General features: G+C 54.8%; 25 protein-coding genes and 1 tRNA gene. 10 read left to right on the top strand and 16 right to left on the bottom strand.

Annotation, left to right across the window (positions count from 1 at the left end):
* The 4 genes from HOL66_03810 to HOL66_03795 form a co-directional block, all read left to right on the top strand.
* The coding region (locus HOL66_03810; GenBank protein ID MBT5243350.1) for a hypothetical protein at positions 1–423 on the top strand (423 nt) is incomplete at its 5' end.
* Positions 424–544: 121 nt separating this feature from the next.
* On the top strand, positions 545–1,363 hold the full coding sequence (locus tag HOL66_03805; GenBank protein ID MBT5243349.1) for a hypothetical protein: 819 nt from the start codon (positions 545–547) through the stop codon (positions 1,361–1,363).
* Positions 1,354–1,635: a PqqD family protein gene (locus HOL66_03800; GenBank protein MBT5243348.1), complete on the top strand. Its 282-nt coding sequence runs from the start codon at positions 1,354–1,356 to the stop codon at positions 1,633–1,635. The genes HOL66_03805 and HOL66_03800 overlap by 10 nt, the downstream gene beginning before the upstream one ends.
* A gap of 47 nt (positions 1,636–1,682) precedes the next feature.
* Positions 1,683–2,885, top strand: a complete 1,203-nt coding sequence (locus HOL66_03795) for a D-alanyl-D-alanine carboxypeptidase (GenBank protein MBT5243347.1) — start codon at positions 1,683–1,685, stop codon at positions 2,883–2,885.
* On the opposite strand, the gene HOL66_03790 is transcribed toward HOL66_03795, so the two are convergent.
* The 5 genes from HOL66_03790 to HOL66_03770 all read right to left on the bottom strand — a co-directional run bounded on the left by HOL66_03790 (position 2,882) and on the right by HOL66_03770 (position 8,248).
* Positions 2,882–4,270, bottom strand: a complete 1,389-nt coding sequence (locus HOL66_03790) for a phosphomannomutase/phosphoglucomutase (GenBank protein MBT5243346.1) — start codon at positions 4,268–4,270, stop codon at positions 2,882–2,884. The two genes, HOL66_03795 and HOL66_03790, sit on opposite strands and share 4 nt — an antisense overlap.
* Complete coding sequence (locus HOL66_03785; GenBank protein MBT5243345.1) at positions 4,267–5,577, bottom strand: UDP-glucose/GDP-mannose dehydrogenase family protein; 1,311 nt, start codon at positions 5,575–5,577, stop codon at positions 4,267–4,269. Before HOL66_03785 ends, HOL66_03790 begins: the two co-directional genes overlap by 4 nt.
* 272 nt (positions 5,578–5,849) lie before the next feature.
* A complete protein-coding gene (gene galU, locus HOL66_03780) occupies positions 5,850–6,725 on the bottom strand; it encodes a UTP--glucose-1-phosphate uridylyltransferase GalU (GenBank protein MBT5243344.1) in 876 nt (291 codons plus the stop codon).
* Between the two features lie 93 nt (positions 6,726–6,818).
* Positions 6,819–7,529 carry a DnaJ domain-containing protein gene (locus HOL66_03775; protein ID MBT5243343.1) on the bottom strand — a complete coding sequence of 237 codons (711 nt, stop codon included), beginning with the start codon at positions 7,527–7,529 and terminating at the stop codon, positions 6,819–6,821.
* 2 nt (positions 7,530–7,531) lie between these two features.
* Positions 7,532–8,248 (bottom strand): VWA domain-containing protein, encoded by a 717-nt coding sequence (locus HOL66_03770; protein ID MBT5243342.1) that lies wholly within the window; start codon positions 8,246–8,248, stop codon positions 7,532–7,534.
* A 230-nt stretch (positions 8,249–8,478) separates the two neighbouring features.
* Between HOL66_03770 and HOL66_03765 the strand changes: the two genes are divergently transcribed.
* The 3 genes from HOL66_03765 (at position 8,479) to HOL66_03755 (ending at position 10,322) form a co-directional block, all read left to right on the top strand.
* Complete coding sequence (locus HOL66_03765) at positions 8,479–8,688, top strand: cold-shock protein (GenBank protein ID MBT5243341.1); 210 nt, start codon at positions 8,479–8,481, stop codon at positions 8,686–8,688.
* Positions 8,689–8,969: 281 nt separating this feature from the next.
* Positions 8,970–9,149 carry a hypothetical protein gene (locus HOL66_03760; GenBank protein ID MBT5243340.1) on the top strand — a complete coding sequence of 60 codons (180 nt, stop codon included), beginning with the start codon at positions 8,970–8,972 and terminating at the stop codon, positions 9,147–9,149.
* A gap of 66 nt (positions 9,150–9,215) precedes the next feature.
* Positions 9,216–10,322 carry an amidohydrolase family protein gene (locus tag HOL66_03755; protein ID MBT5243339.1) on the top strand — a complete coding sequence of 369 codons (1,107 nt, stop codon included), beginning with the start codon at positions 9,216–9,218 and terminating at the stop codon, positions 10,320–10,322.
* Between the two features lie 16 nt (positions 10,323–10,338).
* On the opposite strand, the gene HOL66_03750 is transcribed toward HOL66_03755, so the two are convergent.
* Together HOL66_03750 and HOL66_03745 are read right to left on the bottom strand one after the other, a co-directional pair.
* Positions 10,339–11,145, bottom strand: a complete 807-nt coding sequence (locus tag HOL66_03750; protein MBT5243338.1) for an AAA family ATPase — start codon at positions 11,143–11,145, stop codon at positions 10,339–10,341.
* A gap of 86 nt (positions 11,146–11,231) precedes the next feature.
* A complete protein-coding gene (locus tag HOL66_03745; GenBank protein MBT5243337.1) occupies positions 11,232–12,227 on the bottom strand; it encodes a DUF3179 domain-containing protein in 996 nt (331 codons plus the stop codon).
* Positions 12,228–12,361: 134 nt separating this feature from the next.
* Between HOL66_03745 and HOL66_03740 the strand changes: the two genes are divergently transcribed.
* Positions 12,362–13,465 carry an NAD(P)/FAD-dependent oxidoreductase gene (locus tag HOL66_03740; GenBank protein ID MBT5243336.1) on the top strand — a complete coding sequence of 368 codons (1,104 nt, stop codon included), beginning with the start codon at positions 12,362–12,364 and terminating at the stop codon, positions 13,463–13,465.
* Between the two features lie 59 nt (positions 13,466–13,524).
* Positions 13,525–14,610 (top strand): hypothetical protein, encoded by a 1,086-nt coding sequence (locus HOL66_03735; protein ID MBT5243335.1) that lies wholly within the window; start codon positions 13,525–13,527, stop codon positions 14,608–14,610.
* Positions 14,611–14,613: 3 nt separating this feature from the next.
* Here HOL66_03735 and HOL66_03730 read toward each other — a convergent pair whose 3' ends face one another.
* Genes HOL66_03730 through HOL66_03715 form a run of 4 tightly spaced genes read right to left on the bottom strand, consistent with a single transcriptional unit; the run spans position 14,614 to position 18,067 of the window.
* The gene (locus HOL66_03730; GenBank protein ID MBT5243334.1) at positions 14,614–15,504 is read right to left on the bottom strand and encodes a U32 family peptidase; all 891 of its coding nucleotides are present in this window, start codon (positions 15,502–15,504) and stop codon (positions 14,614–14,616) included.
* Between the two features lie 10 nt (positions 15,505–15,514).
* Complete coding sequence (locus HOL66_03725; GenBank protein ID MBT5243333.1) at positions 15,515–16,507, bottom strand: U32 family peptidase; 993 nt, start codon at positions 16,505–16,507, stop codon at positions 15,515–15,517.
* Positions 16,504–17,172 carry a lipid carrier protein gene (locus HOL66_03720; GenBank protein MBT5243332.1) on the bottom strand — a complete coding sequence of 223 codons (669 nt, stop codon included), beginning with the start codon at positions 17,170–17,172 and terminating at the stop codon, positions 16,504–16,506. The genes HOL66_03725 and HOL66_03720 overlap by 4 nt, the downstream gene beginning before the upstream one ends.
* A 55-nt stretch (positions 17,173–17,227) precedes the next feature.
* The gene (locus HOL66_03715) at positions 17,228–18,067 is read right to left on the bottom strand and encodes an SDR family oxidoreductase (GenBank protein MBT5243331.1); all 840 of its coding nucleotides are present in this window, start codon (positions 18,065–18,067) and stop codon (positions 17,228–17,230) included.
* A gap of 80 nt (positions 18,068–18,147) precedes the next feature.
* On the opposite strand from HOL66_03715, the gene HOL66_03710 reads away from it, so the two are divergent.
* Positions 18,148–19,788, top strand: a complete 1,641-nt coding sequence (locus HOL66_03710) for an AMP-binding protein (protein MBT5243330.1) — start codon at positions 18,148–18,150, stop codon at positions 19,786–19,788.
* Positions 19,789–19,876: 88 nt separating this feature from the next.
* On the opposite strand, the gene HOL66_03705 is transcribed toward HOL66_03710, so the two are convergent.
* From HOL66_03705 to gyrA, 5 genes are all read right to left on the bottom strand, one after another.
* Positions 19,877–20,104, bottom strand: a complete 228-nt coding sequence (locus HOL66_03705) for a hypothetical protein (GenBank protein MBT5243329.1) — start codon at positions 20,102–20,104, stop codon at positions 19,877–19,879.
* A 343-nt stretch (positions 20,105–20,447) separates the two neighbouring features.
* Entirely contained in the window at positions 20,448–20,672 is a 225-nt protein-coding gene (locus HOL66_03700) for a hypothetical protein (GenBank protein ID MBT5243328.1), read from the bottom strand.
* Positions 20,673–20,799: 127 nt separating this feature from the next.
* Positions 20,800–20,875: transfer RNA gene (locus tag HOL66_03695), tRNA-Lys, on the bottom strand.
* A 134-nt stretch (positions 20,876–21,009) separates the two neighbouring features.
* A complete protein-coding gene (gene coaD / locus HOL66_03690) occupies positions 21,010–21,522 on the bottom strand; it encodes a pantetheine-phosphate adenylyltransferase (GenBank protein ID MBT5243327.1) in 513 nt (170 codons plus the stop codon).
* A 15-nt stretch (positions 21,523–21,537) separates the two neighbouring features.
* Positions 21,538–24,267 (bottom strand): DNA topoisomerase (ATP-hydrolyzing) subunit A, encoded by a 2,730-nt coding sequence (gene gyrA / locus HOL66_03685; protein ID MBT5243326.1) that lies wholly within the window; start codon positions 24,265–24,267, stop codon positions 21,538–21,540.
* Between the last annotated feature and the right edge of the window lie 181 nt (positions 24,268–24,448).

Raw genomic sequence — 24,448 nt, 5'->3', positions numbered from 1 at the left:
GGTGGCGGCAATGCTGGTGGCGCTTCCGGTGGCGGAGATGCTGGCGGCGACGGCGGCAACGCTGGCGGTGCTTCCGGTGGCGGAGATGCTGGCGGCGATGGCGGTGGGGCTTCCGGTGGCGGAGATACCGGTGGGGCTTCTGGCGGCGGCGCAACGGCAGATGCCGGTGCTGGCGGCGGAACTGCTGGCGGTGGAGCGGGTGCGGGTGCGGGTGCTGGTGCCGGGACTGGTGCCGGTGCGGGTGCCGGAACGGGTACTGGAACAACTGCCGGAACAGCAACAACGACGACAACGGCCGGAACAGCAACAGCTGGCGCCGGAACGGGTGCCGGTGGAACAGGTGCCGGTGGAACAGGTGCCGGTGGAACAGGTGCCGGGGCGGGTGCTGGCGCCGGAACCGGTGGCATTGCTGGCGGTGTCTAGGGACATCCGGCACCGGGGAAACCTCCCCAGCCAATCGTTTTTTGTATAATGTCGCACCGGCGTATAATCACGTCGGTGCAATTCTTTTTGGGTGCTGAATTTGCTAATCGCTTTTGATGATATGAAACGCCCTGTCGCTCTAAACGGCTGTGACGAGATGGCGCCCGCCATCCAGTCCATCCTGCACGGCTGGTCTTTTCACAAGCTCAAGGCCCCAAAAAATCCCGACCCGGCAATCACCATCAGCAAAACCGGCCAGGGTTACTGCCGCCGCTCAGAGTGGTTATCGAAACCTGCCGTTTACCCGAACATCATCAACGCGGCTTGCGACTTCCTTGTTGATGCCTTTAAGTGCGTCGTCGCAGATGACCCTTCTCTGCTTTGCCTGCACACCGCCGCCGCTGATTTCGGTGACGGTTTGTATTTGTTCCCCAGCACCTATAACGCTGGCAAAAGTACGCTGATAGCGCACCTGGCCTCATTGGGAGTTAAAATATTTGCCGATGATGTCCTCTACATCACCAGTGACAATCTTGGCATGTCGCCAGGAATCCTGCCGCGCCTCAGACAACCCCTTCCGGAAGATGGCGGCGAAAACTTCAATACTTTCGTAAACGACAGACGCGGGCCGGAAAGCCGCAGGTTTCTGTATCTGAAACTTCTACCCGGCGAATTGGCGACATACCGGGAAACATCACCGATAAAAGGCATCATTGAGCTTCACCGTGACCCGCAAGAAACCCTGCAGATGCTGCCCGCTTCGACCAGTGATATTCTAAAGCGAACCATATTGCAGAATTTTTCGGTGCAGATTTCCGCCATTGAGACTCTGGACCGCCTGCATGGCATCAGCGATGCTGCCAGCCGTTTCACTTTGCGCTATCCTGATGGCGCCACTGCGGCGCGCCATTTGATCGACGAGTTCAAACCATGCCCATGAAACGACGCTATACCCGAAGCGAAGGGATTACGGAACGTCAGGTCGATGATGTTATTTTTCTGGTCAATCCTGAAAACGAGGCGCTTTACCACCTGAGTTCCATCGGCGCGGCCCTATGGCGGTTGCTGGAAGATGAAACAAGCGGCGAGGAAGCGGCAAACATCATTTGTCAGGCTTTTCCCGACGCCGATCCCACGTCGGTGAAGACCGATATGGTCAAGCTGATATCCGAATTAGCCGATCATCAGTTGATTACCCGGATCAAGGAGTAATTTTCTGCGCAATCTTAATTAATTGTTATCCTGGCGTCGGTTAGGTAATGTTTTGGTCATTCTTGATAATTAAAAGCGGGAACGCAGATTTGGAGACCATAAAGGGGAATTTTTGGAAGCTTTCGGCGGCCATCTTTTGTGCCGCAGCCTTCCTGCTTGCCCCGGCCACCGTCCAGGCTAAATACGCATCCTACGTTATCGACGCCGAAACCGGCACGGTGCTGCATCAAATCAACGCCGACACCCGCAATTATCCTGCCTCGCTGACCAAGATGATGACCCTTTACATGGTCTTTGAGGCGCTTGAAGACGGTCGTATCCGGCTTGAGCAAAAGCTCAAGATATCGGCCCGCGCCGCCCGCCAGCCTTCATCGAAACTGGGGCTTTCAAAGGGTGGCAAAATTACCTACGAAGAGGCGATACTGGCTATTGTCACAAAATCGGCCAATGATGTCGCCACCGCCATCGGCGAAAACCTTGGCGGCACTGAACGCAAATTCGCCCTGTCGATGACATCCAGGGCACGCGCCATCGGCATGTCACGCACGACATTCCGTAATGCCTCTGGCCTGCCCCATCGCGGCCAGCTTTCCACGGCCAAGGACATGGCAACGCTGGCGCTCAGGCTGCTTAAAGACTTTCCGCAGTATTATTTTTATTTTTCAACCAAAACCTTTTCCCACAAGGGCCTCGTTCACAAAAACCACAACGCCCTGCTGAAAACCTACAAGGGTACAGACGGTATCAAGACCGGATACATTCGGGCTTCCGGTTTTAATCTGGTCGCCTCGGTAGAACGAAACGGTCAACGCCTGATAGGTGTCGTTTTCGGTGGTCGCACATCACGCGCCCGCGACAAGCACATGGCCAAACTTCTCAACAAAAGCTACGACAAGCTGGGCACCACCCACGCCGACGTTGCGGTAAAAGCGAAAATATCGAAAAAAGCCCGGGACCGTGCCCTTGCCAAACTGCAATGGGGCATTCAGGTCGGCGCCTACAAAACCACAGAGCCCGCCTATAAAATTGCACGTCTGGCCGTGGAAAAGGCACACGACCTGTTATTTGATGGCCATATCCGGGTCGTTCCCCTGAAAAAAGGTGTCCGCAAACCCATCTACCGGGCCCGTATTCTGGGCATCAGCAAACGTCAGGCCTACCGCGCCTGCAAGGTTCTCAAACGACGCAATATCAATTGTATGGAATTGAGAATGAAACAGCCCCTGCAACAACTGGCATCGGCCGGTTAACCAAAAGCAGGCGGTTCCAGGCCGCTTTTGCGGAGCTGGTTTGTCAGCGTTTCTTTCAATCTATCCAACCCTTCTTCGGTCGTCGACTCACAGCGGGCGACCAGCACGGCCTGGGTGTTTGATGCGCGAAGCAACCACCAGCCATCATCTGATTGGACACGCACCCCGTCCATATCGTGGACGGAAATGCCGCTCATCGTCTTCAGGCGTTCGGCAACCTCCTCGACAATCCTGAATTTGCGCTCTTCGGGGCAATCGAAACGCAGTTCCGGAGTGTTGAGCATGTGGGGCATGGCGTCGAGCATGTCATCAAGGGTTTGATCGCTGGAGGCGACAATCGAAATCAGGCGAACGGCCGCATAAAGCGCGTCATCAAAGCCGTAATAGCGGTGCTTGAAGAAAATATGGGCGCTCATCTCGCCAGCCAGCGGGGCCCCGGTTTCCTGCATCTTCGCCTTGATCAGCGAGTGGCCGGTTTTCCACATCAGCGGATTGCCACCCATCGCCTTGATTTCATCGAAAAAGACCTGGCTTGCCTTCACATCAATGATAATGGTCGCACCCGGAATGTCGTGCAAAACCTCGCGCGCCAGGATCACCATCATCTGATCGCCCCACAAAACCCGGCCCTGACTATCGACAAGACCGATGCGGTCACCATCACCATCAAAGGCGATACCCATATCGCACCCTTCACGGGCAACCGAATCCTTCAATTGCTGAAGGTTTTTTTCGACCGTCGGATCGGGATGATGGGCGGGGAATGTGCCGTCGATTTTCTCGTTGAGCAAAATATGGCGACCGGGAAGCCCTGCGACCAGAGCAACCAGAGCCTCGCCAGCCGCGCCATTGCCGTTATCCCAGGCAACGCTTAGTTCCTTGCTGCCGCTATAATCCTTCTGCAAGCGCGTTATATAGTCATCAAAGACAGGGCAATCTTCCTGCGATCCTTCGGCGTTCAGAAAATCACCGGCGGCGACCAGCTTGCCAAGATTCTGTATATCGTCGCCAAAGAAGGAGCCTGCCCCCAAAGACATCTTGATGCCGTTGTAATCGGGCGGATTATGGGAGCCGGTAATCATCATACCGGCATCAGCTTCAAGCACGTGGGTGGCGTAATAAAGCATAGGACTGGGGCCACGCCCGACTTTCATGACCCGCAAACCGGCAGCGCTTAAGCCTTCGACGGCAGCGGCGGCGAGTTCGGGCGAGGAAAGCCTGCCGTCATAGCCGATAGCAACGCAGGTGCCGCCACCCCGCGCAATGATGGTGCCAAAGCCATGGCCAATTGCCCGCAAGTCTTCCGGGTTCAGGGTATCGCCAACGATGCCGCGAATGTCATATTCGCGCAGGATTGTCGGGTCCAGTTGGCGTTCTTTTGTCATTTGGTGGGACGGCCAAGGCAGTGATAATCAATACCGGCTGCGGCCATTTCATCCGGATTATAAATGTTGCGAAGATCAACAAGGATCGGCTTGTTCAGTAGTGATTTAACACGCTCGAAGTCGAGCCCGCGAAAAGCGTTCCATTCGGTGATAATAACCAGAACATCCGCGCCTTCCATGGTTGCGTATGACTCTTCGCACCAATCAACGCCGTCGAGCATTTCCCCGGCTTCGGTCATGCCTTCAGGATCAAAAGCGCGAATTGTCGCCCCGGCTTTTTGCATGGCAGGGATAATATCAAGGCTGGGAGAATCCCGCATGTCATCCGTATTGGGCTTGAACGTCACTCCCAGAACCGCCACGGTTTTACCTTCAAGAGACCCATCACAGGCGGCGATCACACGATCGGCCATGTGCTTTTTGCGTTTGTCATTAATATCAACGACGGCTTCGACAATACGCAGGGGCGAGCCGACATCCTGTGCCGTATGGACCAGCGCCAGGGTGTCCTTGGGAAAACACGAGCCACCATAACCCGGTCCGCTGTGCAGGAATTTTGAGCCGATACGTCCGTCTAGGCCAATGCCTTTGGCAACATCTTGCACATCGGCACCAACCTTTTCGCAAAGATCGGAGATTTCGTTGATGAAGGTGATTTTAGTCGCCAGAAACGTATTGGCCGCATACTTGATCAACTCGGCCGTCTGACGCTGGGTGAACAGGATCGGTGTTTCGATCAGATAAAGCGGCCGGTAAAGGTTGCGCATGACTTCCTGGGCACGCTCGACTTCGGTGCCGATCACGACCCTGTCGGGGCGCATGAAATCATGGATCGCCGATCCTTCACGCAAAAATTCAGGGTTCGAGACAACATCAAAATCCGCTTTGGGGTTAGCCTCGCAGATAACCTTTGAGACCTCGTCTCCGGTGCCGACGGGAACCGTAGATTTATTGACGATCACCGCGTAGCCGTCCATGGCTTCGGCAATTTCGCGGGCCGCAGCGTACACATAGGATAAATCAGCATGGCCGCCGCCGGGTTCAGTCGGTGTACCAACGCAAATAAAGACAACATCAACACCGCTGACGGCCTGTTTCAGATCGGTGGTAAAACTCAAGCGTCCGGCTTTGACGTTACTTGCAACCAGATCGTCCAGCCCCGGCTCGAAGATCGGCATGATGCCCTCGCCTAGCCGGTCAATCTTGCCCTGGTCCTTGTCGACGCAAACCACATCAACGCCGAATTCTGAAAAGCAGGCACCTGAAACAAGGCCGACATAGCCGGTGCCAATCATCGCAATGCGCATTTAGTACCCCCTATCATAAAAGGACGACACGTCTGATCGCCTATCCGGCTTTCCGGGTAGGAGGTGACGTGAAAGCGATGTGGGCGCATCGTTGAACACCACCAACGACCTCCGGAAGGCCGGATAGGCGACCCGGCGGGCGACCTTACAAGCCCATCGAACAGCGTCGCAATGTCCTTGTGATGCACAACATCACGGCGGACACTGCTCCTTGTCGAATGGGCTTGTAAGGTCGTCATACGTATCGTCCTTTTATGATAGGGGGTACTCGTTTAGTCCTTCACGTACTTTTTTAGCATCCGGGTCATGCCTTCGTTGAGATCATCACGGGCCAGGGCGAAAGCGACATTGGCTTCCATAAATCCCAGTTTATCGCCGCAATCAAAACGGTCTCCCTTGAAACGAAGACCATGGAAAGGAATTCTGTCGATGGTTTTGGCAAGAGCGTCGGTCAGTTGTATTTCACCCCCTGCCCCTTGCTCCTGTTTGCCCAAATATTCAAAGACCTCCGGCTGCAGGATATAACGGCCGATGATGCAAAGATTGGACGGCGCTTTTGCCGGTTCGGGTTTTTCAACCAGCCCCTTGGCGCGGGCCAGACGGCCATCGTCTTCAACAACATCCAGAATACCATAACGAGCGGTGTGTTCAGGGGGCACTTCTTCGCTGGCGACGACATTGCCGCCAGTGTCACTGTAAACGTCCATCATTTGTTTCAGGCAACCCGGTTCGGCCATAATCAGATCGTCGGCTAAAAGCACCGCAAACGGCTCATCTTCAATAAAATGACGCGCGCACCATACCGCATGACCAAGACCAAGCGGGCGTTGCTGGCGGGTTGATGAAATCTGCCCCGGCTTTGACATCACGTCCTGCACCTGGAACAACGCTTCGGCCTTGCCGTGATTTTTAAGAATTTCTTCAAGCTCGAAACTGTGATCAAAGTGGTCAAGCAGAACCGCCTTGCCGCGACCGGTGACGAAAATGATTTCCTCAATCCCGGCGTCACGCGCCTCTTCGACCGCGTACTGGATCAGTGGTTTGTCAACGACCGGCAGCATTTCTTTCGGCATCGCCTTGGTCGCAGGCAAAAACCGCGTGCCCAGACCGGCAACGGGAAAGACCGCTTTTCTAACAGGCTTGACCATAAAAATTTCCTCGGATCACTAAGAATCACCAACGCGTAGCGAATGCGCGGCCTTTGTGCCACACCCATAAGGCCGCTGCAACCTTACGTTCCCTCAAGAAAGAAGCACGTCCTTGGCGCGGTTTATTTTTGCAGCCAGATAGGTCGAACCGCCATGATCCGGATGCAGGCCCGCAATCAGCCTGTGATATGCCTCTTTTATCTGCTCATCGCTTGCCTCTTCGGATAAACCGAGTATCTCAAAAGCCTCTGCTCGGTCCATTTCATCTTTGAATGACGTGTTCGAGGCAGCTTCTTTTTCCGCCCCGGCGCGCCAATCCGGATAGTAACGATCCAGGTAGGCTTCGAGAATTTGCGCCGATTGCTCATCCTCACTCCAGCAAGTCTTAAGCAGGCTGACAACCGCGTGTTGGCCGACATCGCTTAACAATCGCCCTTTATGGGGACCTTCCAGAATTTCTCCATCCATGGTGCCACTGCCGTGATCGAGGGTCATGCGCAGGAAGCGGGTTTCCACTTCCGATGCTCCGGGCTGTTGCGCCTCCCCGGCCATGCGAGAGAAGTTCTTGAACATCGTGGCGGCGGAACGAAAACGCATCAGCCAACCGATCAATACCGGCAGGGTAACAAAGGCCCAGGCGAGACGACCGGTCAGGGCAAGGAACAGGCCGATAGAGATGATCAGTCCTAACGACAGCCATTTTAAGACCTTGAGCAGTGTCTTTGGATCGGCGCTTACATACCAGCGCATGGACAAAAGCATCCCCGCCAGCAGAGCCACCCCGAGAATGAAATACGGTAGCACCTCTATTTACCCTTCATCATGTTGGCCAGTTTTAAAACTTCACCACCGCGCTTGCTTCCCAAATCTTCCAGGGCCGTGCGGCCACCGGCGGCGAAGACGGCAACGGCGCTAAGCAATTCCCGCAACACATGGGCGCTGGTGGCATCAAAGCGGCAGCAAGCCCCGCCAGTCAATTTGGCAATCTGCCCGAAAGCAAACGTCGCAACCGGGTCCTCACCTTCCTGAAACATAAAAACCGGCAGCCCAAGAATGCCCAACTCGCCGGCCAATGCACCCAGTTTATCGACATCTTCCTCTACGCAATCACCAATAAACACAAGGGCGTTAACTTTTTCTTTTTTGGTTTCATTGATCGCGTGGCTCAGTAATTTACCGATCTGGGTTTCCCCGGCCAGACAAAAAACCGTGCTCATCAGTTTGAGCAGTTTATCCGCGTCGCCAAGCCAGTTCGACGCCTTAAACTCACCAAAGCCACGGTAGTAGGCCAATTGCAGGTCAAGGCCGCCAAGAGCCGCCGTTTCGCTAAACATCTCGCCTTGAATGTGCGCCGCCCGGTCCCACATGGGTTGCCGGCTGGCCGTCGCGTCCATGCCAAAAATCAGGCGGCCCCGCTTGCCCGGTGTTTTTACAGGCCTGGTGTGCGCAACCTTTTTAAGGAACGCCTCGACATCGCCGGGCGATGATTTTTTGGTGGGAAGATTTCCGTCGTTATCAGCCATGCCGATCCTTTAATATCAATGTAAAGAAATTACAATCTTGTCGCCCACAAGTCATTGACTTCTTGGAATGATTCATTACATATTGCGAACGTGTTACATTTGTTTGGCTGCCTAAACAACCGGTACGCCGATTAACTTGGTTACCTCCTAAACAGTGTTAACGCTATTACGACCGCGTCCTCACATGGTGTGAAGCGCGAAAATAACTATCCTGTTTGAGGAAACTGACTATGACTACCGGTACTGTAAAATGGTTTAACCCGACCAAGGGTTATGGCTTTATCGAACCCGAAGATGGTTCTAGCGACGCTTTTGTTCACATTTCGGCCGTCGAACGCGCTGGCCTGAGCTCGCTCAACGAAGGGCAGAAAGTTTCTTTTGAACTTCAGCCTGGACAGAACGGCAAATCTTCCGCCGAGAACCTGTCGATCATCGAATAGTTCTGTAAAGCGCCCACTTCTGACATCTGCCAGGGGTGGGCACTTCGCATTTACGCTTAAGACCCAAGACCTGCGACACCAAATAACAACACGAAGAAAGTGGGCTGACCGTCAGCGGTTATTTCTTCGACCTCTCATTTTTCAGCATGAAGATGGTATCCGGCGCGACTTACCCTCGCTGCCTTTGCTGTTTCTGCGTTTTACAAAAATTTAACATTCGCTCGCTACCATGGCGCTTAAAGCGCCGGTTTAAGAGCACTTGAACACCTAAGGATAATAAAATGAATAAAGAACAAAACTTTCTGGTCAGATATGGCCTGCATAACTTCGTCACCTGCGAGCGCACAAGCGGCAGTCACGTCTTTTTTATCAAAGGCATGGAAGGTCAGAACATGATCTGTCATGCGAAAAACCTGATCAAGGGCGGCTTCGGCGAAACCACGACGATCGAAGTGGTTTGACGAGCGGCTGCACCCGGCCCACAGTAGCGGCGTCAATAACAGCTTAAGGATCTCCGGGAGATCACGATGATGCTTTTGAGGCTCACGCTGTTTGTCCTGCTTTCCCTCACCACCTTATCCCATGCCGCTGAACCCATCGACCTGATACATAGCCGGGCCGAACTGGAGACCCTGTGGCGCGGGCGCGTCCAGACCATGCTCGATCAGGGGAAATTGCCGAAGATCGACATGGAAACCAGCATCCAGTCCGGACAGGTCGTCGATTATATTCCCGGCGTCTTCGACACCATGGACGAACTGGGCGTGGCGCTGATCGCCGCCGATGGTTACCAGCGCCCGAAAGACGGCTCCGATGGCTACCGCTGGAGCTTCTACATCCACGAACTGGTCAACAAGTATCCCGAACGCTTCATCCCCACCGCCAACGCCGGCACCAACCCCAACTGGGCAAGGCAAAAAGGTGGCTCGGAAAAACATTTCATCGACCAAATGGAAAGATATGTTCGCGCCGGCGTCTATGCCCACATGGGTGAGTTGGAATTTCGCCACTACATGTCGTCCAGCCAGTGCAGGGACAAGCGCCGCGACCGTAACGTCGACATCCCCCTGAACGGCAAAAACGGCCGCCGCCTGTTCACCCTGGCCGCGTTGACCAGTGTGCCCTTCGTCATCCATCTGGAGGCCGAGGACAGGCCCCTGGAGGAGCTCGAGGAAATGTTAAAGGACTACCCTGGGGCCAAGGTGATCGTCGCCCACTTCGCCCAAATCCGCCACCCGGAAAAGCAGAAGCGCTTCACCCCGGCGTACGTCCGTCGCCTGCTGTCACGCCATGCGAACCTCTATTTCGACCTCGCCAACGGCCAGCCTAACCGCAAGTACCGCTGCGCCGGCAAGGATAACAAGGCCACGCTAACCGGTGACACGACGCTGTGGAAAGGCGGCCCGGGCCATCAGAGCGACACGCTCAAGCCGGAATGGCGGGCCATTCTCGGCGATTTCTCGAAGCGCTTCGTGTTCGCCACGGATTACGGCGGCGGTCGCCCGCCCCTGCCCGTTTTCCTGAGGCAGAAGGTGGATAATTTCAGGCGCATCGTCCGCGACCTGCCCGAGCCGGCCAAACACGACATCGCCTACCGGAACGCCTGGAAACTGCTGACCGGCAAGGACTGGTAATGATTACGGAAAATGATTACGGCAGCCCGATAGCGTCGATCAGCCCGCGCACTTCCTGACGCGCCGACAGGTGCGACATGGTCAGGCTATCAGGGCCTAAAACGTCGATGATATCCATCATGGTCAAACCGGCAAGAAACAATTCCCGGTAGATCACCCGCTCGCCGAACCCGGCGACCTGCCTGAAGCCAACCCGCGCTGCCAACTCACCTAGCAGACGCTCGACTTCGCGTTTGTTGCGGGCGTCCACATGGCTTAGGCGGTTACGCATGACAATCCAGTCGGTAGAACCGCCATCGCGCTGGGCCCGGCGCATTTTCTGTTGCCATACCATTTCCGAATAATGACTGGGGTTCTGGATTTTCAGGCTGACCGGGTCAACCCGGGCCAGCACATCCAGATCGATAAAACTGTCGTTCAAGGGCGTGATCAGGGTATCGGCAAAGGAATGACCGAGCCGGGTCAGAATGCTGTCAGCGCCGGGAGTATCGATAACGATGACATCGTGGTTTTGCGACAGATCCCCAATGGCTTCATCCAGGGCCTTCTCGTCATCAATTTCGGCGGTGTCACGGTTGAGGTCGGCGCTGTGCTCGATAACCCTGAATTCCGGCATTGGCAATGCCATACCCTTGTCATCTATAAAGCGCTGGCGATTGCCCAAGTAGTTGGTCAGCGTCCCCTGACGGGCGTCCAGATCAATAGCGGCGACCCGACGCTCGTCTCGCAACAGCCCGATGACCAGATGCATGGCCGTCGTCGACTTGCCACTGCCGCCCTTCTCATTACCCGTAACGATGACGTGTGCGCGTTTGGATGTCATGTGGAAATCATGGCCCCTGCCGAATCACTTGAGAATTTAGAAAATTTTAATCCGGCATTCAGGTGCTGGCAAACGCTGTGGTCGTCTTACTGATGAATAACACCCTTGGGATGAAAGGCGTGGAAGACGAAGGCGAAGGTAATGTCGTGGGCGACGTCCTGCCATTTATCACCCTGACGCTGACGCACGACGATATTGCCTACATCGCGGCCGTTGGCAATGACACGACTGTCCAGGGCGGAATTTTGCCCGGCCTGCCAGCTGATTTCCAGACCATCACCGGCGTTGATAACACCGGCGTTGCTCAGCAATGGCAGACTCCAGGCTTCGCCGTTTACAACGATAACCCGAACCATGGCCTCGATACCTTCGGGCATTTCACCGCGGAAGAAACCGTAAGGCGTATCCCGGCTGTCATAACCGACATAAGGATTGGCCCCGTAACTACGCATATGCGGGGAATTCGGAACCAGCACCTTGCCGTAAGGTGCGCGTTTTTTGAAGCGCTCGAATGATTCCATCCGCGACGGTATGACTTTTAAGACCTTGCCGGTCATCGAACCGACAATCCCTTGCCCGAGAAACTGTTGCCACCAGGATTCTGTTTGTCGGTCATACATGACCAGATCGCTGTTGCGTAATTTGCCGGTGGTTCCGAAATCGAGAACCACGCCGTCCAGCTCACGCTCAAAAACGATGGATGAATTACAAAGCGGACAATAGGTCACCGTCACCGGCACGCCGCCAATGCTGTCATTGACGATTTCATGCCACATCAAAATGCGCAAAGGATAAGCCCGGGCCTCGCCGTTGACATGTAAGGCGATGACCGGTTCCTGCGGGCCCAGATCATCAATTTCAGTTACCGGCAGGAAGGAAGGCTGATCGATGGACGGAATCCCATCTTTGGCCGGGCCACCGGAAAAGATCTCGCTTAAATCGACAGTGGTATTGCTGAAATCCGTTTTCGGCCAATCCAGAGTCCAGCTATCAGGGTACGATGCCGCCCAGGCCCTGACGCCAGCCAGGGTAAGAAAAACAAAAATCACCAGAACAAGATTGCTTATACGGTTTTTACTCATCAACCAAAGGTGCCCTCGCTGTCGCTTTAAGGCAACTCAAACAGTGATCACATTACGGTGAGCCATTTTCTTGACCGGGCAATACGCAAAGGTCACACTCCGCTCGGGAAATAAAGCAAGGACCGATCCAGGTTATGAGCGAACGTGTAGATTGTGCCGTCATTGGGGCAGGCGTCATCGGGCTTGCCATCGCCCGTAAGCTGGCCATGCAGGGCCGCGAAGTCATTGTGCTCGAAAGCGAAGACGCCATCGGCACCATCACCAGTGCGCGTAACAGCGAAGTTATCCACGCTGGCCTTTATTACCCAGAGGGTAGCCTGAAAGCCCGTCTGTGCGTCGCCGGCAGGGCCCTGCTCTATGATTTCCTGCAAGAGCGCGCCATCACCCACCAGCGTTGTGGCAAACTGATCGTTGCCACCACTGAAGAAGAATCCGACGCTCTGGATGGTATTCTCGAAAAAGCCCGCATAAACGGTGTCGATGACATGACCCGGATCAGCGCCGCCGATGCCCGTGCCATGGAACCGGAACTCTCCTGCCATGGCGCCTTGTTTTCACCATCAACAGGCATTTTCGATTCCCATTCCTATATGCTGAATTTGCAAGGCGACGCGGAAAACCACGGGGCCAGCTTCGCTTTTTTGAGTGCCGTTACCGGTGGAAAAATCAAAGATGGAACAGTTTCGCTCGATGTTTCAGGAGCTGATGGAACGATGACGCTCGATTGCGCTACGGTTATTAATGCTGCCGGTCTTGGTGCTCAAAAAATCGCTTCATCTATGGACGGTTTCCCTGACGAAAAAGTGCCGCCCCTGCACTATGCCAAGGGAAATTACTTTACCCTTAACGGCAAAGCGCCCTTTGAACACCTGATTTACCCACTACCAGGCAAGGCCAGTCTTGGCACCCATTACACCCGCGATCTTGGTGGTCAGGGTCGCTTTGGTCCTGACGTTCAGTGGATAGACGAAATCGACTACAACGTCGACCCGGGCCGGGCTGAAAGTTTCTACGCCGCGATCCGCCGCTATTGGCCAGGACTTGCCGATGGCACCCTTAACCCCGCCTACAGCGGCATCCGCCCAAAGGTACAGGCACCGGGGGAACCCGCTGCAGATTTTATCATTCAGGATGCCGGTGTTCATGGTGTCAGGGGCCTCATCAACCTGTTCGGAATTGAATCACCGGGGTTAACGGCATCCCTGGCCGTGGCCGATGAGGTCGCCAGCAGACTTTGATCAGCAGCGGTGCGATGTGGTAAAACTGATTCTCTGTTTTGCCCTTTAGGATAAACCGCATGACCCGGTCAGGGACGACCCGCACGACTGTTCTCCTGTTTCTTCTTGTAGCCCTGACCCTGGCTGCCTTGCCGGCCTACGCGCAAACCACCATTCAGGGCCGAACAACTGATGAGGAAGTGCAAATTCAACGCCAGGATACAGGCATTCTGCTTGATTTCCGTGAGCAGATACGCGAACTGGTTCAAAAAATTTCCGCCTATGCCCGTAGCCAGCACCCCAACTTCGTCGTCATCGCCAAGGGCAATCCGGAACTTCTGAAAAAAGTTGACGATATCGACGAGACCAAAACCTTTCCGGCCCGCGCCTATATGCGCTCTATCGACGGCATCATGATTGATGGCCTTTTTTACGGCGAGAAAATCGTCGGCATCCCGACCCCGCCTGAGCAACTTGAGAAAAAACTGCAACTGGTGCGTATGGCCAAAAAGAATCGCCTCAACGTCATGGTCATCGATTATGTGGAAAATACCGAACAGGCCGATCAGTCCTATGCCTTTAACGAAGAACTCAACCTGACCCCATTCGTCGCCGGGGCCATGGGCGAGGAATTGAATTCAATTCCTGATTTTCGCAAGTATCCCTACCAGGAGAACCCGAAGAGCATTGTTTCCATGACCGACGCGAAGAATTTTCTCTACCTGGGCGATACCTCGGGCTTTGGTCGTCAGGACGAATTTTCCCTAAAAATTCACGATACCAATTACGACATCATCGCCGTCAATATCATGCATGGCCGCACCCCGCTTTCCAGGCAGGCGGTGGAAACCCTGAAATACAAGAAGCTGGGCTCCAAGCGACTGGTCCTGGCCCATGTGGATATCGGCTCGGCGGCGGCTTACGATTACTATTGGCAGGAAGGATGGCGCGAAGGATCACCAAGCTGGATCGCCGCGCCGCTCAGGGATAACCCGGACCGTTATTACGTGCAGTACTGGCGACAGGAATGGCAAAACCTGTTGTTCGGGGACACCAATTCCTACATCTACGGCCTCATCTACCAGGGCTTCGACGGCGTCATTTTGACCGGACTCGATGTCTACAAGTACTTCCTGGGCGGTGATAGCGCTGAGGAAGAGCAGTAACCCCTACTCCGCCGCCACCATCTTGCCACCTTCCCTGTCATGGTAGTAGCCGTTGGAGAATTTCAGCCCGTCCGCCAGTTCTTCGAGATCATGAGCGGGTGTTTTGCCGTCGAGCACGTCCCGGAACACTTGCGCGACTGCGACCATGTCGATGTCTTGCGGTGACAGGCGGAAGCGGTTGATATCCGTCTCCTGCATTTCGCCCAGTTCTTCGATCAGATTGTTGCAAGTGTAAGACAACGTCTGGGTGCCGTTGACAGTGAGGAAGGCTTCGCCGTCCAGGGTGTCCAGATCCATGCCGTCCGGGTCATCGGCGCAAACGTATTGGCAGTTGTCTTTACTCAAAGTGTGGGCGCGGGCGTGGTAGCAGCGGGCCGAGACAGCCAGCGGCAGGCGCCCGAAGGCCAGGACTTCCAGTTCTACGTCCGCATTCTTTGCCAGAACCGACAGGGTTGTCCCCGACAGTTCGACGGGCAGACAAACACGGGTCGCACCCTTTTTGGCGAAGAAGTCCAGCGTCCCCTCGTTATAGATATTGATAAACGGACCGATGGTGTGGGGCCTTCCGGCCAGTAATGTGGCGGTGGAAACGTCATTGGCTTCAACAAGCACGCCCTCCATGGCGGTTATGTCGCGGACGATGTCCATCTCGCGTTTGTTCATGATCAAAGCCAGGGTCGACAGCACGACTTCCTTACCCGCCCCTTGCAGACGTTCAATAACATCGGCCATGACCGGTTCAAAAAACGGCAGTCGCTTGGAACACACAACTTCGCCAAGGGTGACACAATCTACAGGAGCCTCATCGGCGATACGGAAATAGAAATCCCGCCACTTTTCAGGTGGCCAGTTAAACAGCACCGGTCCCAGTGTCAGCATGGCTTTGTTTGTCATCGCCCCCCCCCTAACGCCATGTCTTTTCGTAAACGCCGGTGGTTTCCTGCTGGCCCTCACTTAAACCGGACAGATTCATGGGTGGCGGCGTCTGTCCGGCATGAACGGCGTCAACAGCCTTGCGGAAAGCCTTGACCACCGCCGCCACATAGGCACGTCCACGCTGGCGGCCTTCGATTTTAAGGGCCGTCACCCCGGCTGCGGCCAGTTCGGGCAACATCGTACCCAGACTGAGGCTGGTCGGCTCCTCAAACAGATAGGACGTCTTGCCACCGGCCCTAAAGCGACCCTTGCAGAGTGTCGGATAACCGGCGGGCTCGTTTGCATCAAAAGCGTTGATGGTGAAATCACCCAGTTTGGAAACCAGCCGGTCACCCTCATCTTCGTAATGGACATGGCTGGCGGGCGAACAGGCACCGTTCTTGTTTGGCGAGATTCCCGTCGCATAGGAGGACAGCGCACAACGTCCTTCGGCCATCACACACAGACCACCGAATACGAAGACTTCCGTCTCGACCCCGATTTGTTTGTTGAGGGCGGCTATTTCGGCGACCGTTAAAACCCTGGGCAGGACGACCCGCTTGACGCCGAAGTTTTCCACGTAAAAGCGGATCGCTTCGGGGTTGGAAGCTGATGCCTGAACCGATAAATGACGGCGTAGGTCAGGATGCCTGGTGGCGGTGTAATCGAGCAGGCCAACGTCAGCAAGTATCACCGCGTCAGCACCCAGGACGGCGGCGCTGTTAACGGCCCTTTGCCACGGCCCGGGATTGCCTGCCTCCGGATAAGTGTTAATGGCGACCAGTACTTTTGCGCCGTGCCGATGGGCGTAATCCAGACCCTCAGCCAGTTCCTTTTCATTGAAATTAAGGCCCGGAAAATTGCGGGCGTTGGTTTCATCGCGAAACCCCAGATAGACACAATCGGCGCCGGCATCGACTGCTGAACGCAGTGCCGCCGGGGTTCCTGCCGGACAAACCAGTTCCAGGAAGGGGCTGGTCATGATTCTTTTGAGCGCCGCTTGCGGGTGCGCTTGTCAACGTCACCCAGCTTGTCGGAAATTTTACGGACCCGCGCATCCTGGGCGTCATGGCGGGCCATTGACGGGGCCAGCAAGGCTTCGGCCAGGGTTTGCAAGTCGCGACTGGCTAGGCCGGCTATGTGATTTGCGGTTTTAACGGCGGCCCGCGCAGGGCCGGCAAAAGGTCCGAACAGGGACAGGATATCGGCGGTCAAATTAATTTCAGCACCGTCGACGGCATTGCGAAGGGCGACAATCACTTCCGTGTCGCCCTCGATTGCCAATCCCCGCGAGAAAAACATGGCATCCCCGTCAAGGCGGCCCTCAAGCATATCGAGCAAGGACAAAAGTGGTCCCCGGATAACGGCGTCGACCTCATTTGTTGGATGGTTGCGGGCTGCAATCAATTTTGGAGCGCGCCCGTCGGGACTTAAAAGAAATACATAAGGCAGGTCGATAGGATCAATCAGGATCTGCGAACCGGCGTAGCCTTCCATCCGCTCGAAAACATCCGGATGGCTACGGTGAATGATCAAAAGCGCCGTATTCAGCGCCGGTTGCAGCATCACGGCGGGTACTGGATACAGGGCCATCCCGGCGAGGAGCACCGGCGTGAACGGCGGTGTCATGTTCGATGTCGACGTCATATTGCGATAACTTTACCTCGGCAAAGCATTTGCCATGTTGATCTGGGTCAATCACTCATTTTTTGTTGCCCGCGATGTCGTCCCATTCCTCATCGGTCAGGATATCGGCAAAATTGAATTGTCCGGCCCCGGCCAACCATTCACCGCCATCAATGGTGATGGCGTCTCCGTTGATGTAGGCGGAACCGTCACTGAGCAAATAGGCGGCCAGATCGGCCAGTTCCTTATGATCACCGACACGCCCCAACGGATTGCGTTTGGCCCAGGCCGCGGCAAGCTTTTCATTGGGCACCAACCTGTCCCAAGCGCCATCAGTAGGGAACGGTCCCGGCGCAATGGCGTTCAGACGGATGCCCTTGGGGCCCCATTCGACAGCCAACGAGCGGGTCATGGCCAAAACACCGGCCTTGGCGATGGCTGACGGCACGACGAAGGCAGAGCCGGTCCAAGCGTAGGTGGTGATGATGGAAAGAACATTGCCGGGTTTATCAGCTTCAATCCAGCGCTTCCCGCAAGCCAGCGTCATATAGGTGCTGCCGTGCATGACAATGTTAAGCACCGCATCAACGGCCCGGTGTGACAGGGTTTCCGTACGGGCGAGAAAATTACCCGCGGCATTATTGATCAGGGCGTCGATGGGGCCATCGTCCCAAATCGAGGAGACGACGCTTTCAACGGCTTCCGGGTCGCGAATATCAAGCCCCCGCCATTCTATGCGACCACCCGTGTCTGCCGCCAGCTCAGCCGCCGTTTCTTCCAAAAGCTCTTCACGGCGCGAACAGATAATTGGCACCGCCCCCAGCTCCATACAGCGACGGGCCATGGTCTTGCCCAGGCCGCTGCCGCCGCCGGTTATGAGGATTCGCTTGTTTTTCAGTAAATCAGGAACGAACATGGCTATGGGTGACTTTCTTGAAATGAACATCAATGAAGGGCATGAATATAACGTAATGACATTTTTTTCGGGAACAAGAAATGCTTATCAGGTCAGATAGTTACGATAAGGTTCGCGACGCCCTGAGGTGGCAAATTCCGGAATACTTCAACATGGGTGTCGATGTTTGCGATAAACATGCTGAGCGCACCCCCGATAAAACAGCGCTGATCATTGAAGACGAAGACGGCGACGTCACCCAGTACAGCTTCCTTGCCTTAAAAAAACTGTCCAACAAACTGGCCAACCTGTATGTGGCCAGGGGCTTGAAGCCCGGCGACAGGGTGGCGATCCTGTTGAGCCAGTCCGTCGAGACCGGGATCGCCCATATCGCCGCCTGGAAAGCCGGCCTGATTTCCATCCCCATGTTCACCCTGTTCGGTGAAGACGCCCTGGAATTCCGCCTGAGCGATTGCGGCGCAAAGGCGCTGGTCACCGATACGGAAAACTATCAAAAGATTGAGGCGATCCGTGATAAATTGCCGAACCTTGAGACGGTCCTGCTGACCGGATCTGGTGATTTTTCCGTTGACGGAACCAGCCCCGTTTCCCTGTGGAAAGCCCTTGATGACGCTTCGGACGCCTTCACGCCCTTAAACACCAAATCAGAAGAACCGGGCCTGATCATTTACACATCGGGGACAACCGGCAACCCGAAGGGCGCACTTCATGCCCATCGGGCCTTACTTGGCCATTTACCGGGTGTTGAATTCCCCCACGAATTCTTCCCGAAGCCTGATGACCTGATGTGGACACCCGCCGACTGGGCCTGGATTGGCGGCTTGATGAACGTTTTGATGTCTTCCTGGCATCATGGCGTGCCGGTATTGGCCCAAAGGGCCCGCAAGTACGATCCGGAAAAGGCGCTGGCCCTGATGGCCCGCCACCGGGTCCGCAATACCTTCATGCCACCGACAGCCTTGCGACTGATGCGTCAGGTCGAACACCCGGCGGAGCGTTTTGACATTGACCTTCGCACCGTCACTTGTGCCGGGGAACCGATGGGTGCGGAACTGCTGGATTGGGGCAAGCAGGCGCTGGGGGTTACTTTTAATGAATACTATGGTCAGACCGAATGTAACCTTGTGGTCTCCAATTGTGCCGAACTGATGGATGTCAAACCCGGCTCCATGGGTCGTGCTGTGCCCGGTCATGACGTTGAAATTATTGACGAAAACGGCCAAATCCTACCCCCCGAAACAACCGGCGCCATTGCTGTACGAAGCCCGGACCCGGTGATGTTTCTTCAGTACTGGAATAATGTGCAAGCCACAAAAGACAAGTTTAATGGCGACTGGTTGCTGACCGGCGATCTGGGTACAAAAGACGCGGACGGCTATCTGTGGTTTGTCGGTCGAGATGATGATGTGATCTCCTCAGCCGGCTACCGGATCGGCCCGGGCGAGATAGAAGACTGTATCTCCAAGCATCCGGCGGTGTCACTGGTCGCCGTCGTTGGTGTGCCTGATCCACTACGCACCGAAGCGGTCAAGGCGTTCATTCTGTTGCGTGAAGGAAATAACGGCGATCCAGATCTGGAAAATGACATCCGCAATTTTGTCAAAACCCGCCTGTCGCCCCATGAATACCCGCGTCATATAGAATTTGTCGATGACCTGCCCATGACAGCCACCGGCAAGATCAGGCGCAATGTTTTGCGTGATGGTGAAAAGGAAACGTAGGTCACGCGCGCATAAGCTGCCCGTGATGGCCGTTTCTGTGATCTTAATCTCCCCCCGAAGAGTCAGCCCTTAAACGAAAGCCGAATATTCAGAAGTCGCTTTCCTCGACAAGCTCAATGACGAAACCGTCTTCGGACGGAAAGCGTTTGGAGATGATGGAGACGGCTTCGCCTTCATCGCGGGCGGTGACATTCCTGACATGGATATCGGCCCATTGATCATCAAAGAAATGATGGTGCTGGTTTTCCTTAACCATGGCCCGCACTTCTTTATTATAGATGGACACCTCATAAATGTTGTGTCCGTTAATCGGCATTTGTAACATCGTTTCAGAACCTTTCCGGTGAAGTTGCCTTCCGGTGTTTTCTTCCGGGGCCATGCCGTACCGCTGAAAAACGGATTAAGAATGACCGTCTGTTTCTATCTCCACTAACGTACAGTTTGATTGTTAAGAAACTCTTTCGCCCTGTCAATTGAAGTAATTACATACAAGCTATTGATAAAATGCGGCAAAATTTTGTCAGGGTTCCTGTCACTTTTCGGGATCGCCTTTCCTTTTACAGGTTTCATTGATTTTTCGTGGCAAGTTTTCGACAGCCAAAAACCCGCGCGAATCGCTCGCGCGGGCGAATCAGACCCGGATTGAATTTCAGGAAATTCTAGAAATCGCCATCGGGAATAACGGCGGAAATTTGTTCAATAACAAAGCCGCGGTGAGCCGGATACTGCTTTTCAATTCTGCCCCGGGCCATTTCCTCGTTGGGCGCATTGACCTCGACATAGTGGGTATCGGCCCAGGAATCTTCAAAACCTTCATGGCTATCGCCCTGTTTGACCAGGACGCGGACCTCTTCGTTAAAAAGCGCTATTTCATACTTAGGCATACCCCGGCCCTTTGCTTGATTAAAACGTTGCAAAAAGTATGGCCCAATTGGGCGATCAACGCCAGTTTCATCATCATGCTGAAGGTCAAGAAAAAAGCCCCTGCCGAAATCGACAGGGACTTTTAAATGGTAGGCGCAACAGGATTCGAACCTGTGACCGTTCGATTAAAAGTCGAATGCTCTACCAACTGAGCTATGCGCCCGCATATGTGATGGCCTGCTTATCCAAAAGTTCCAGCTTTAGAATCTATTGGTTAGGACATCATCGGGAAGCCCGGAAAATAGGGATCAGGGGCGGGTCGGTCAACACCTTTAATTGGCCTTTTATTTAAGCCTCTCAGGCTTTCAGTTCGGCAAGGCGCGCAATCAGCTTTTGCTTGACGCCAGCAGGCACAAAATGGCCGATATCACCATCCAGGCGTCCAATTTCCTTAACAAAACGCGAGGCGATAAACTGATGCCTGTCAGAAGCCATCAGGAACACCGTTTCAATTACACTATTCAGGCGGGCGTTCATGCCGGCCATCTGGAATTCGTATTCAAAGTCAGAGACAGCCCGAAGGCCACGGATAATCACCGAAGCATTGACGTTTTCGGCAAATTTCATGAGCAGGGAATTGAACGAACAAACCTCGATATCGGATTTGAGCGCCCCGTTAATTACAGCAATTTCCTCACCAACCATGTCCAGACGTTCATCAAGGCTAAACAGCGTGTCCTTGCCTGTATGTTCGGCGACGCCGACAATCAGCTTGTCGACAACTTTGGTGGCCCGGGAAATGATATCCATGTGGCCATTTGTCAGCGGATCAAAGGTTCCGGGGTAAATGCCGATACGCGGCTCTGCCATTGGACGTTCCTTCCCTTAAGAGGGTTCAGAGTCTGGCGTGGGTTCAGGCGTTGAGAATTCTTCAGCCTCCTCGGGCGCGTCCTCGCCTGCTTCCTCGTCGCCATCATCATCATCGTCGTTCAAACGGCTGACCGATACAACCCGTTCTTTATCAGCGACATTGAAGATGGTGACCCCGCGCGAGGACCTGCCGACGACGCTGATACCGGCAACCGGGCACCTGATCAACTGGCCGCCATCGGAAACCATGACCAACTGGTCATCGGTTTCAACAGGGAATGAACCAACGACGCTGGTCGCCTGGCCTTTCGGTCGTTTCAAATCGATACTGGCGATCCCTTTGCCGCCGCGTTTTGAAATCCGGTATTCATAGGCCGAGGTCCGCTTGCCAATACCATCATCGGCGAGGGTCAGGATGAATTCTTCATTTTCACCCATTTCAGCAAACAATGCCTCGTTCAGACGTTCGGCGCGGCTTTCGTCCTGGACCTTATCTTCGGGCCTGTCCGAGTAATCCCCGCCAGCCAGTCTTCGTGAAGCGCTGACCGATTGCAGATACTCGTCACGCTCTGAAATTTCGGCTTTGACGTGGCTGAGAACCGACATGGAAATTACCTTGTCATCACCATCGAGCCGGATACCACGCACGCCGGTTGACGAGCGGGAGGAGAACACACGAACATCGGTTACCGGGAAGCGAATGCACTTGCCGTTGCGTGATGATAACAGAATATCGTCGGTTTCAGAGCACGCCTGAACACCAATCAACTGGTCATCATCACCCAGCTTCATGGCGATCTTGCCGTTGGCCTTGACGTTGGTAAAATCTGAAAGGGAATTACGGCGCGCCCCACCGGATGCTGTGGCGAACATCACCGACAGTTCGCCCCAGCTTTCCTCGTCTTCGGGCAGTGGCATCAAGGTGGTGATACTTTCACCTTCATCCAGTGGCAACAGGTTGATCATCGCCTTGCCCAGCGAGGTTGGCGAGCCCAGCGGCAATTTGTAGACCTTGAGCTTGTAGACGATGCCCGTTGAGGAGAAAAACAGCACCGGCGTATGAGTGTTGACGACAAACACCTGTGAGACGAAATCCTCATCCCGGGTACTCATGCCGCTGCGGCCCTTGCCGCCGCGCTTCTGGGCCCTGTACGTGGAAAGCGGCACCCGCTTCATGTAACCGGTGTTGGAGACGGTAACGACCATGTCCTCGCGCTGGATAAGGTCCTCAATATCGTGTTCAAACTCGTTATCATCAATCATGGTGCGCCTGGGGGTGGCGAATTGCTCGCGCATTTCCAGTAATTCTTCGCGCAGGAGTTTAAGCAACAACGTGCGCGATGCCAGTAACGCCAGATGATCGGCGATTTCGACGCCCAGTTCGGCCAGATCGGCGGCGATCTTGTCCCGCTCCAGTCCCGTCAGGCGATGCAGGCGTAACTCCAGAATCGCCTTGGCCTGTTCTTCGGAAAGCTTGTACTTGCCATCGACAACGGCCCGGCCTGGCTCATCAAGCAATTTAATCATCGGTTCGATATCTTCGGCTGGCCAGTCGCGTTCCATCAGTTGCTGGCGGGCAGTGGCTGAATCCTTGGCGGCCCGGATCAATTTGATGACCTCGTCGATATTGGCGACGGCGACGGCGAGACCGGCCAGGATGTGGGCCTTTTCACGGGCCTTGCCGAGCAGGTAAATAATGCGGCGGCGGATAACCACTTCCCGAAAATCGACAAATGCCTGAATGATTTCCAGCAAGTTCATCAATTTGGGCATGCCGCCATCCAGGGCCAGCATGTTAACGCCGAAACTGGTTTGCAGCGGCGTGAAACGATAAAGCTGGTTCAGGACGACTTCGGCGATGGCGTCGCGTTTGATCTCGACGACGACGCGCACGCCGTCACGATCGGATTCATCGCGCAGGTCAGATATGCCTTCGATCTTTTTGTCACGCACGCATTCGGCCATTTGTTCGACCATGCGCGCCTTGTTGACCTGAAAGGGCACCTCGGTAATGACGATGGCCTGGCGATCTTTGCGGATTTCCTCAATCGTTGCCCGGCCACGCATGACCACAGAGCCACGACCGGTGCGGAAGGCCGAATGGATACCCTGACGGCCCAGAATGGACGCCCCGGTGGGGAAATCAGGCCCCTGGACATGGTTTTCAATAATTTCATCAATGGAAATGGCCGGATTATCGATCAAGGCGCAACAGGCATCGATCACCTCGCCCAGATTGTGCGGCGGAATATTTGTCGCCATGCCGACGGCGATACCGCCGGCGCCGTTGACCAGCAAATTGGGGAACTGGGCCGGCAGCACCGTCGGTTCACTTTCCGATTCGTCATAGTTGGGCTTGAAGTCGACGGTGTCCTTGTCGATGTCTTCAATCAATGAATGGGCTGAACGGGCCAGACGGGCTTCCGTATAACGCATGGCAGCGGCCCGGTCGCCGTCCATGGAGCCGAAATTACCCTGGCTGTCGATCAGCGGCAGACGCATGGAAAAATCCTGAGCCATGCGGACCATGGCGTCGTAAATCGACTGGTCACCATGGGGGTGATACTTACCCATCACATCACCGACGATGCGGGCCGATTTGCGGAACGGTTTGTTGTATTCGTAACCGTTTTCTTTCATCGAATAGAGGATGCGCCGATGCACCGGTTTCAGACCGTCGCGGACGTCCGGCAAAGCGCGACTGACGATCACGCTCATGGCGTAATCAAGATAGGAGCTGCGCATTTCTTCTACGATTGATACAGGGGAAACGCCCAATTCCTCAGGGGTTTCGGGCGGGGGTGTGTCGGAAGGCGTCGTCACAAATAATAATCCAATGAATTCAATGGGTTAAAAAAGATTTAGAGCCCCCTGAAAAGTGGCGACTCTAGGTTCCAAAATCTAGCATGTTACGGGGTCCGGTACA

The organism is Rhodospirillaceae bacterium (assembly GCA_018662005.1).
GTDB lineage: Bacteria > Pseudomonadota > Alphaproteobacteria > Rhodospirillales > JABHCV01 > JACNJU01.
The sequence above is the reverse complement of the archived record's forward strand: the minus strand, read 5'-3'. Positions and strand labels throughout refer to the sequence as shown.

Bases quoted from the DNA above. Each gene is read 5' to 3' on its own strand.
- HOL66_03805 (MBT5243349.1), top strand. From the start codon at position 545: ATGAAACGCCCTGTCGCTCTAAACGGCTGTGACGAGATGGCGCCCGCC.
- HOL66_03800 (MBT5243348.1), top strand. From the start codon at position 1,354: ATGCCCATGAAACGACGCTATACCCGAAGCGAAGGGATTACGGAACGT.
- HOL66_03795 (MBT5243347.1), top strand. From the start codon at position 1,683: ATGTTTTGGTCATTCTTGATAATTAAAAGCGGGAACGCAGATTTGGAG.
- HOL66_03790 (MBT5243346.1), bottom strand. From the start codon at position 4,270: ATGACAAAAGAACGCCAACTGGACCCGACAATCCTGCGCGAATATGAC.
- HOL66_03785 (MBT5243345.1), bottom strand. From the start codon at position 5,577: ATGCGCATTGCGATGATTGGCACCGGCTATGTCGGCCTTGTTTCAGGT.
- galU (MBT5243344.1), bottom strand. From the start codon at position 6,725: ATGGTCAAGCCTGTTAGAAAAGCGGTCTTTCCCGTTGCCGGTCTGGGC.
- HOL66_03770 (MBT5243342.1), bottom strand. From the start codon at position 8,248: ATGGCTGATAACGACGGAAATCTTCCCACCAAAAAATCATCGCCCGGC.
- HOL66_03765 (MBT5243341.1), top strand. From the start codon at position 8,479: ATGACTACCGGTACTGTAAAATGGTTTAACCCGACCAAGGGTTATGGC.
- HOL66_03760 (MBT5243340.1), top strand. From the start codon at position 8,970: ATGAATAAAGAACAAAACTTTCTGGTCAGATATGGCCTGCATAACTTC.
- HOL66_03755 (MBT5243339.1), top strand. From the start codon at position 9,216: ATGATGCTTTTGAGGCTCACGCTGTTTGTCCTGCTTTCCCTCACCACC.
- HOL66_03750 (MBT5243338.1), bottom strand. From the start codon at position 11,145: ATGACATCCAAACGCGCACACGTCATCGTTACGGGTAATGAGAAGGGC.
- HOL66_03745 (MBT5243337.1), bottom strand. From the start codon at position 12,227: ATGAGTAAAAACCGTATAAGCAATCTTGTTCTGGTGATTTTTGTTTTT.
- HOL66_03740 (MBT5243336.1), top strand. From the start codon at position 12,362: ATGAGCGAACGTGTAGATTGTGCCGTCATTGGGGCAGGCGTCATCGGG.
- HOL66_03735 (MBT5243335.1), top strand. From the start codon at position 13,525: ATGACCCGGTCAGGGACGACCCGCACGACTGTTCTCCTGTTTCTTCTT.
- HOL66_03730 (MBT5243334.1), bottom strand. From the start codon at position 15,504: ATGACAAACAAAGCCATGCTGACACTGGGACCGGTGCTGTTTAACTGG.
- HOL66_03725 (MBT5243333.1), bottom strand. From the start codon at position 16,507: ATGACCAGCCCCTTCCTGGAACTGGTTTGTCCGGCAGGAACCCCGGCG.
- HOL66_03720 (MBT5243332.1), bottom strand. From the start codon at position 17,172: ATGACGTCGACATCGAACATGACACCGCCGTTCACGCCGGTGCTCCTC.
- HOL66_03715 (MBT5243331.1), bottom strand. From the start codon at position 18,067: ATGTTCGTTCCTGATTTACTGAAAAACAAGCGAATCCTCATAACCGGC.
- HOL66_03710 (MBT5243330.1), top strand. From the start codon at position 18,148: ATGCTTATCAGGTCAGATAGTTACGATAAGGTTCGCGACGCCCTGAGG.
- HOL66_03705 (MBT5243329.1), bottom strand. From the start codon at position 20,104: ATGCCGATTAACGGACACAACATTTATGAGGTGTCCATCTATAATAAA.
- HOL66_03700 (MBT5243328.1), bottom strand. From the start codon at position 20,672: ATGCCTAAGTATGAAATAGCGCTTTTTAACGAAGAGGTCCGCGTCCTG.
- coaD (MBT5243327.1), bottom strand. From the start codon at position 21,522: ATGGCAGAGCCGCGTATCGGCATTTACCCCGGAACCTTTGATCCGCTG.
- gyrA (MBT5243326.1), bottom strand. From the start codon at position 24,267: ATGCGCAGCTCCTATCTTGATTACGCCATGAGCGTGATCGTCAGTCGC.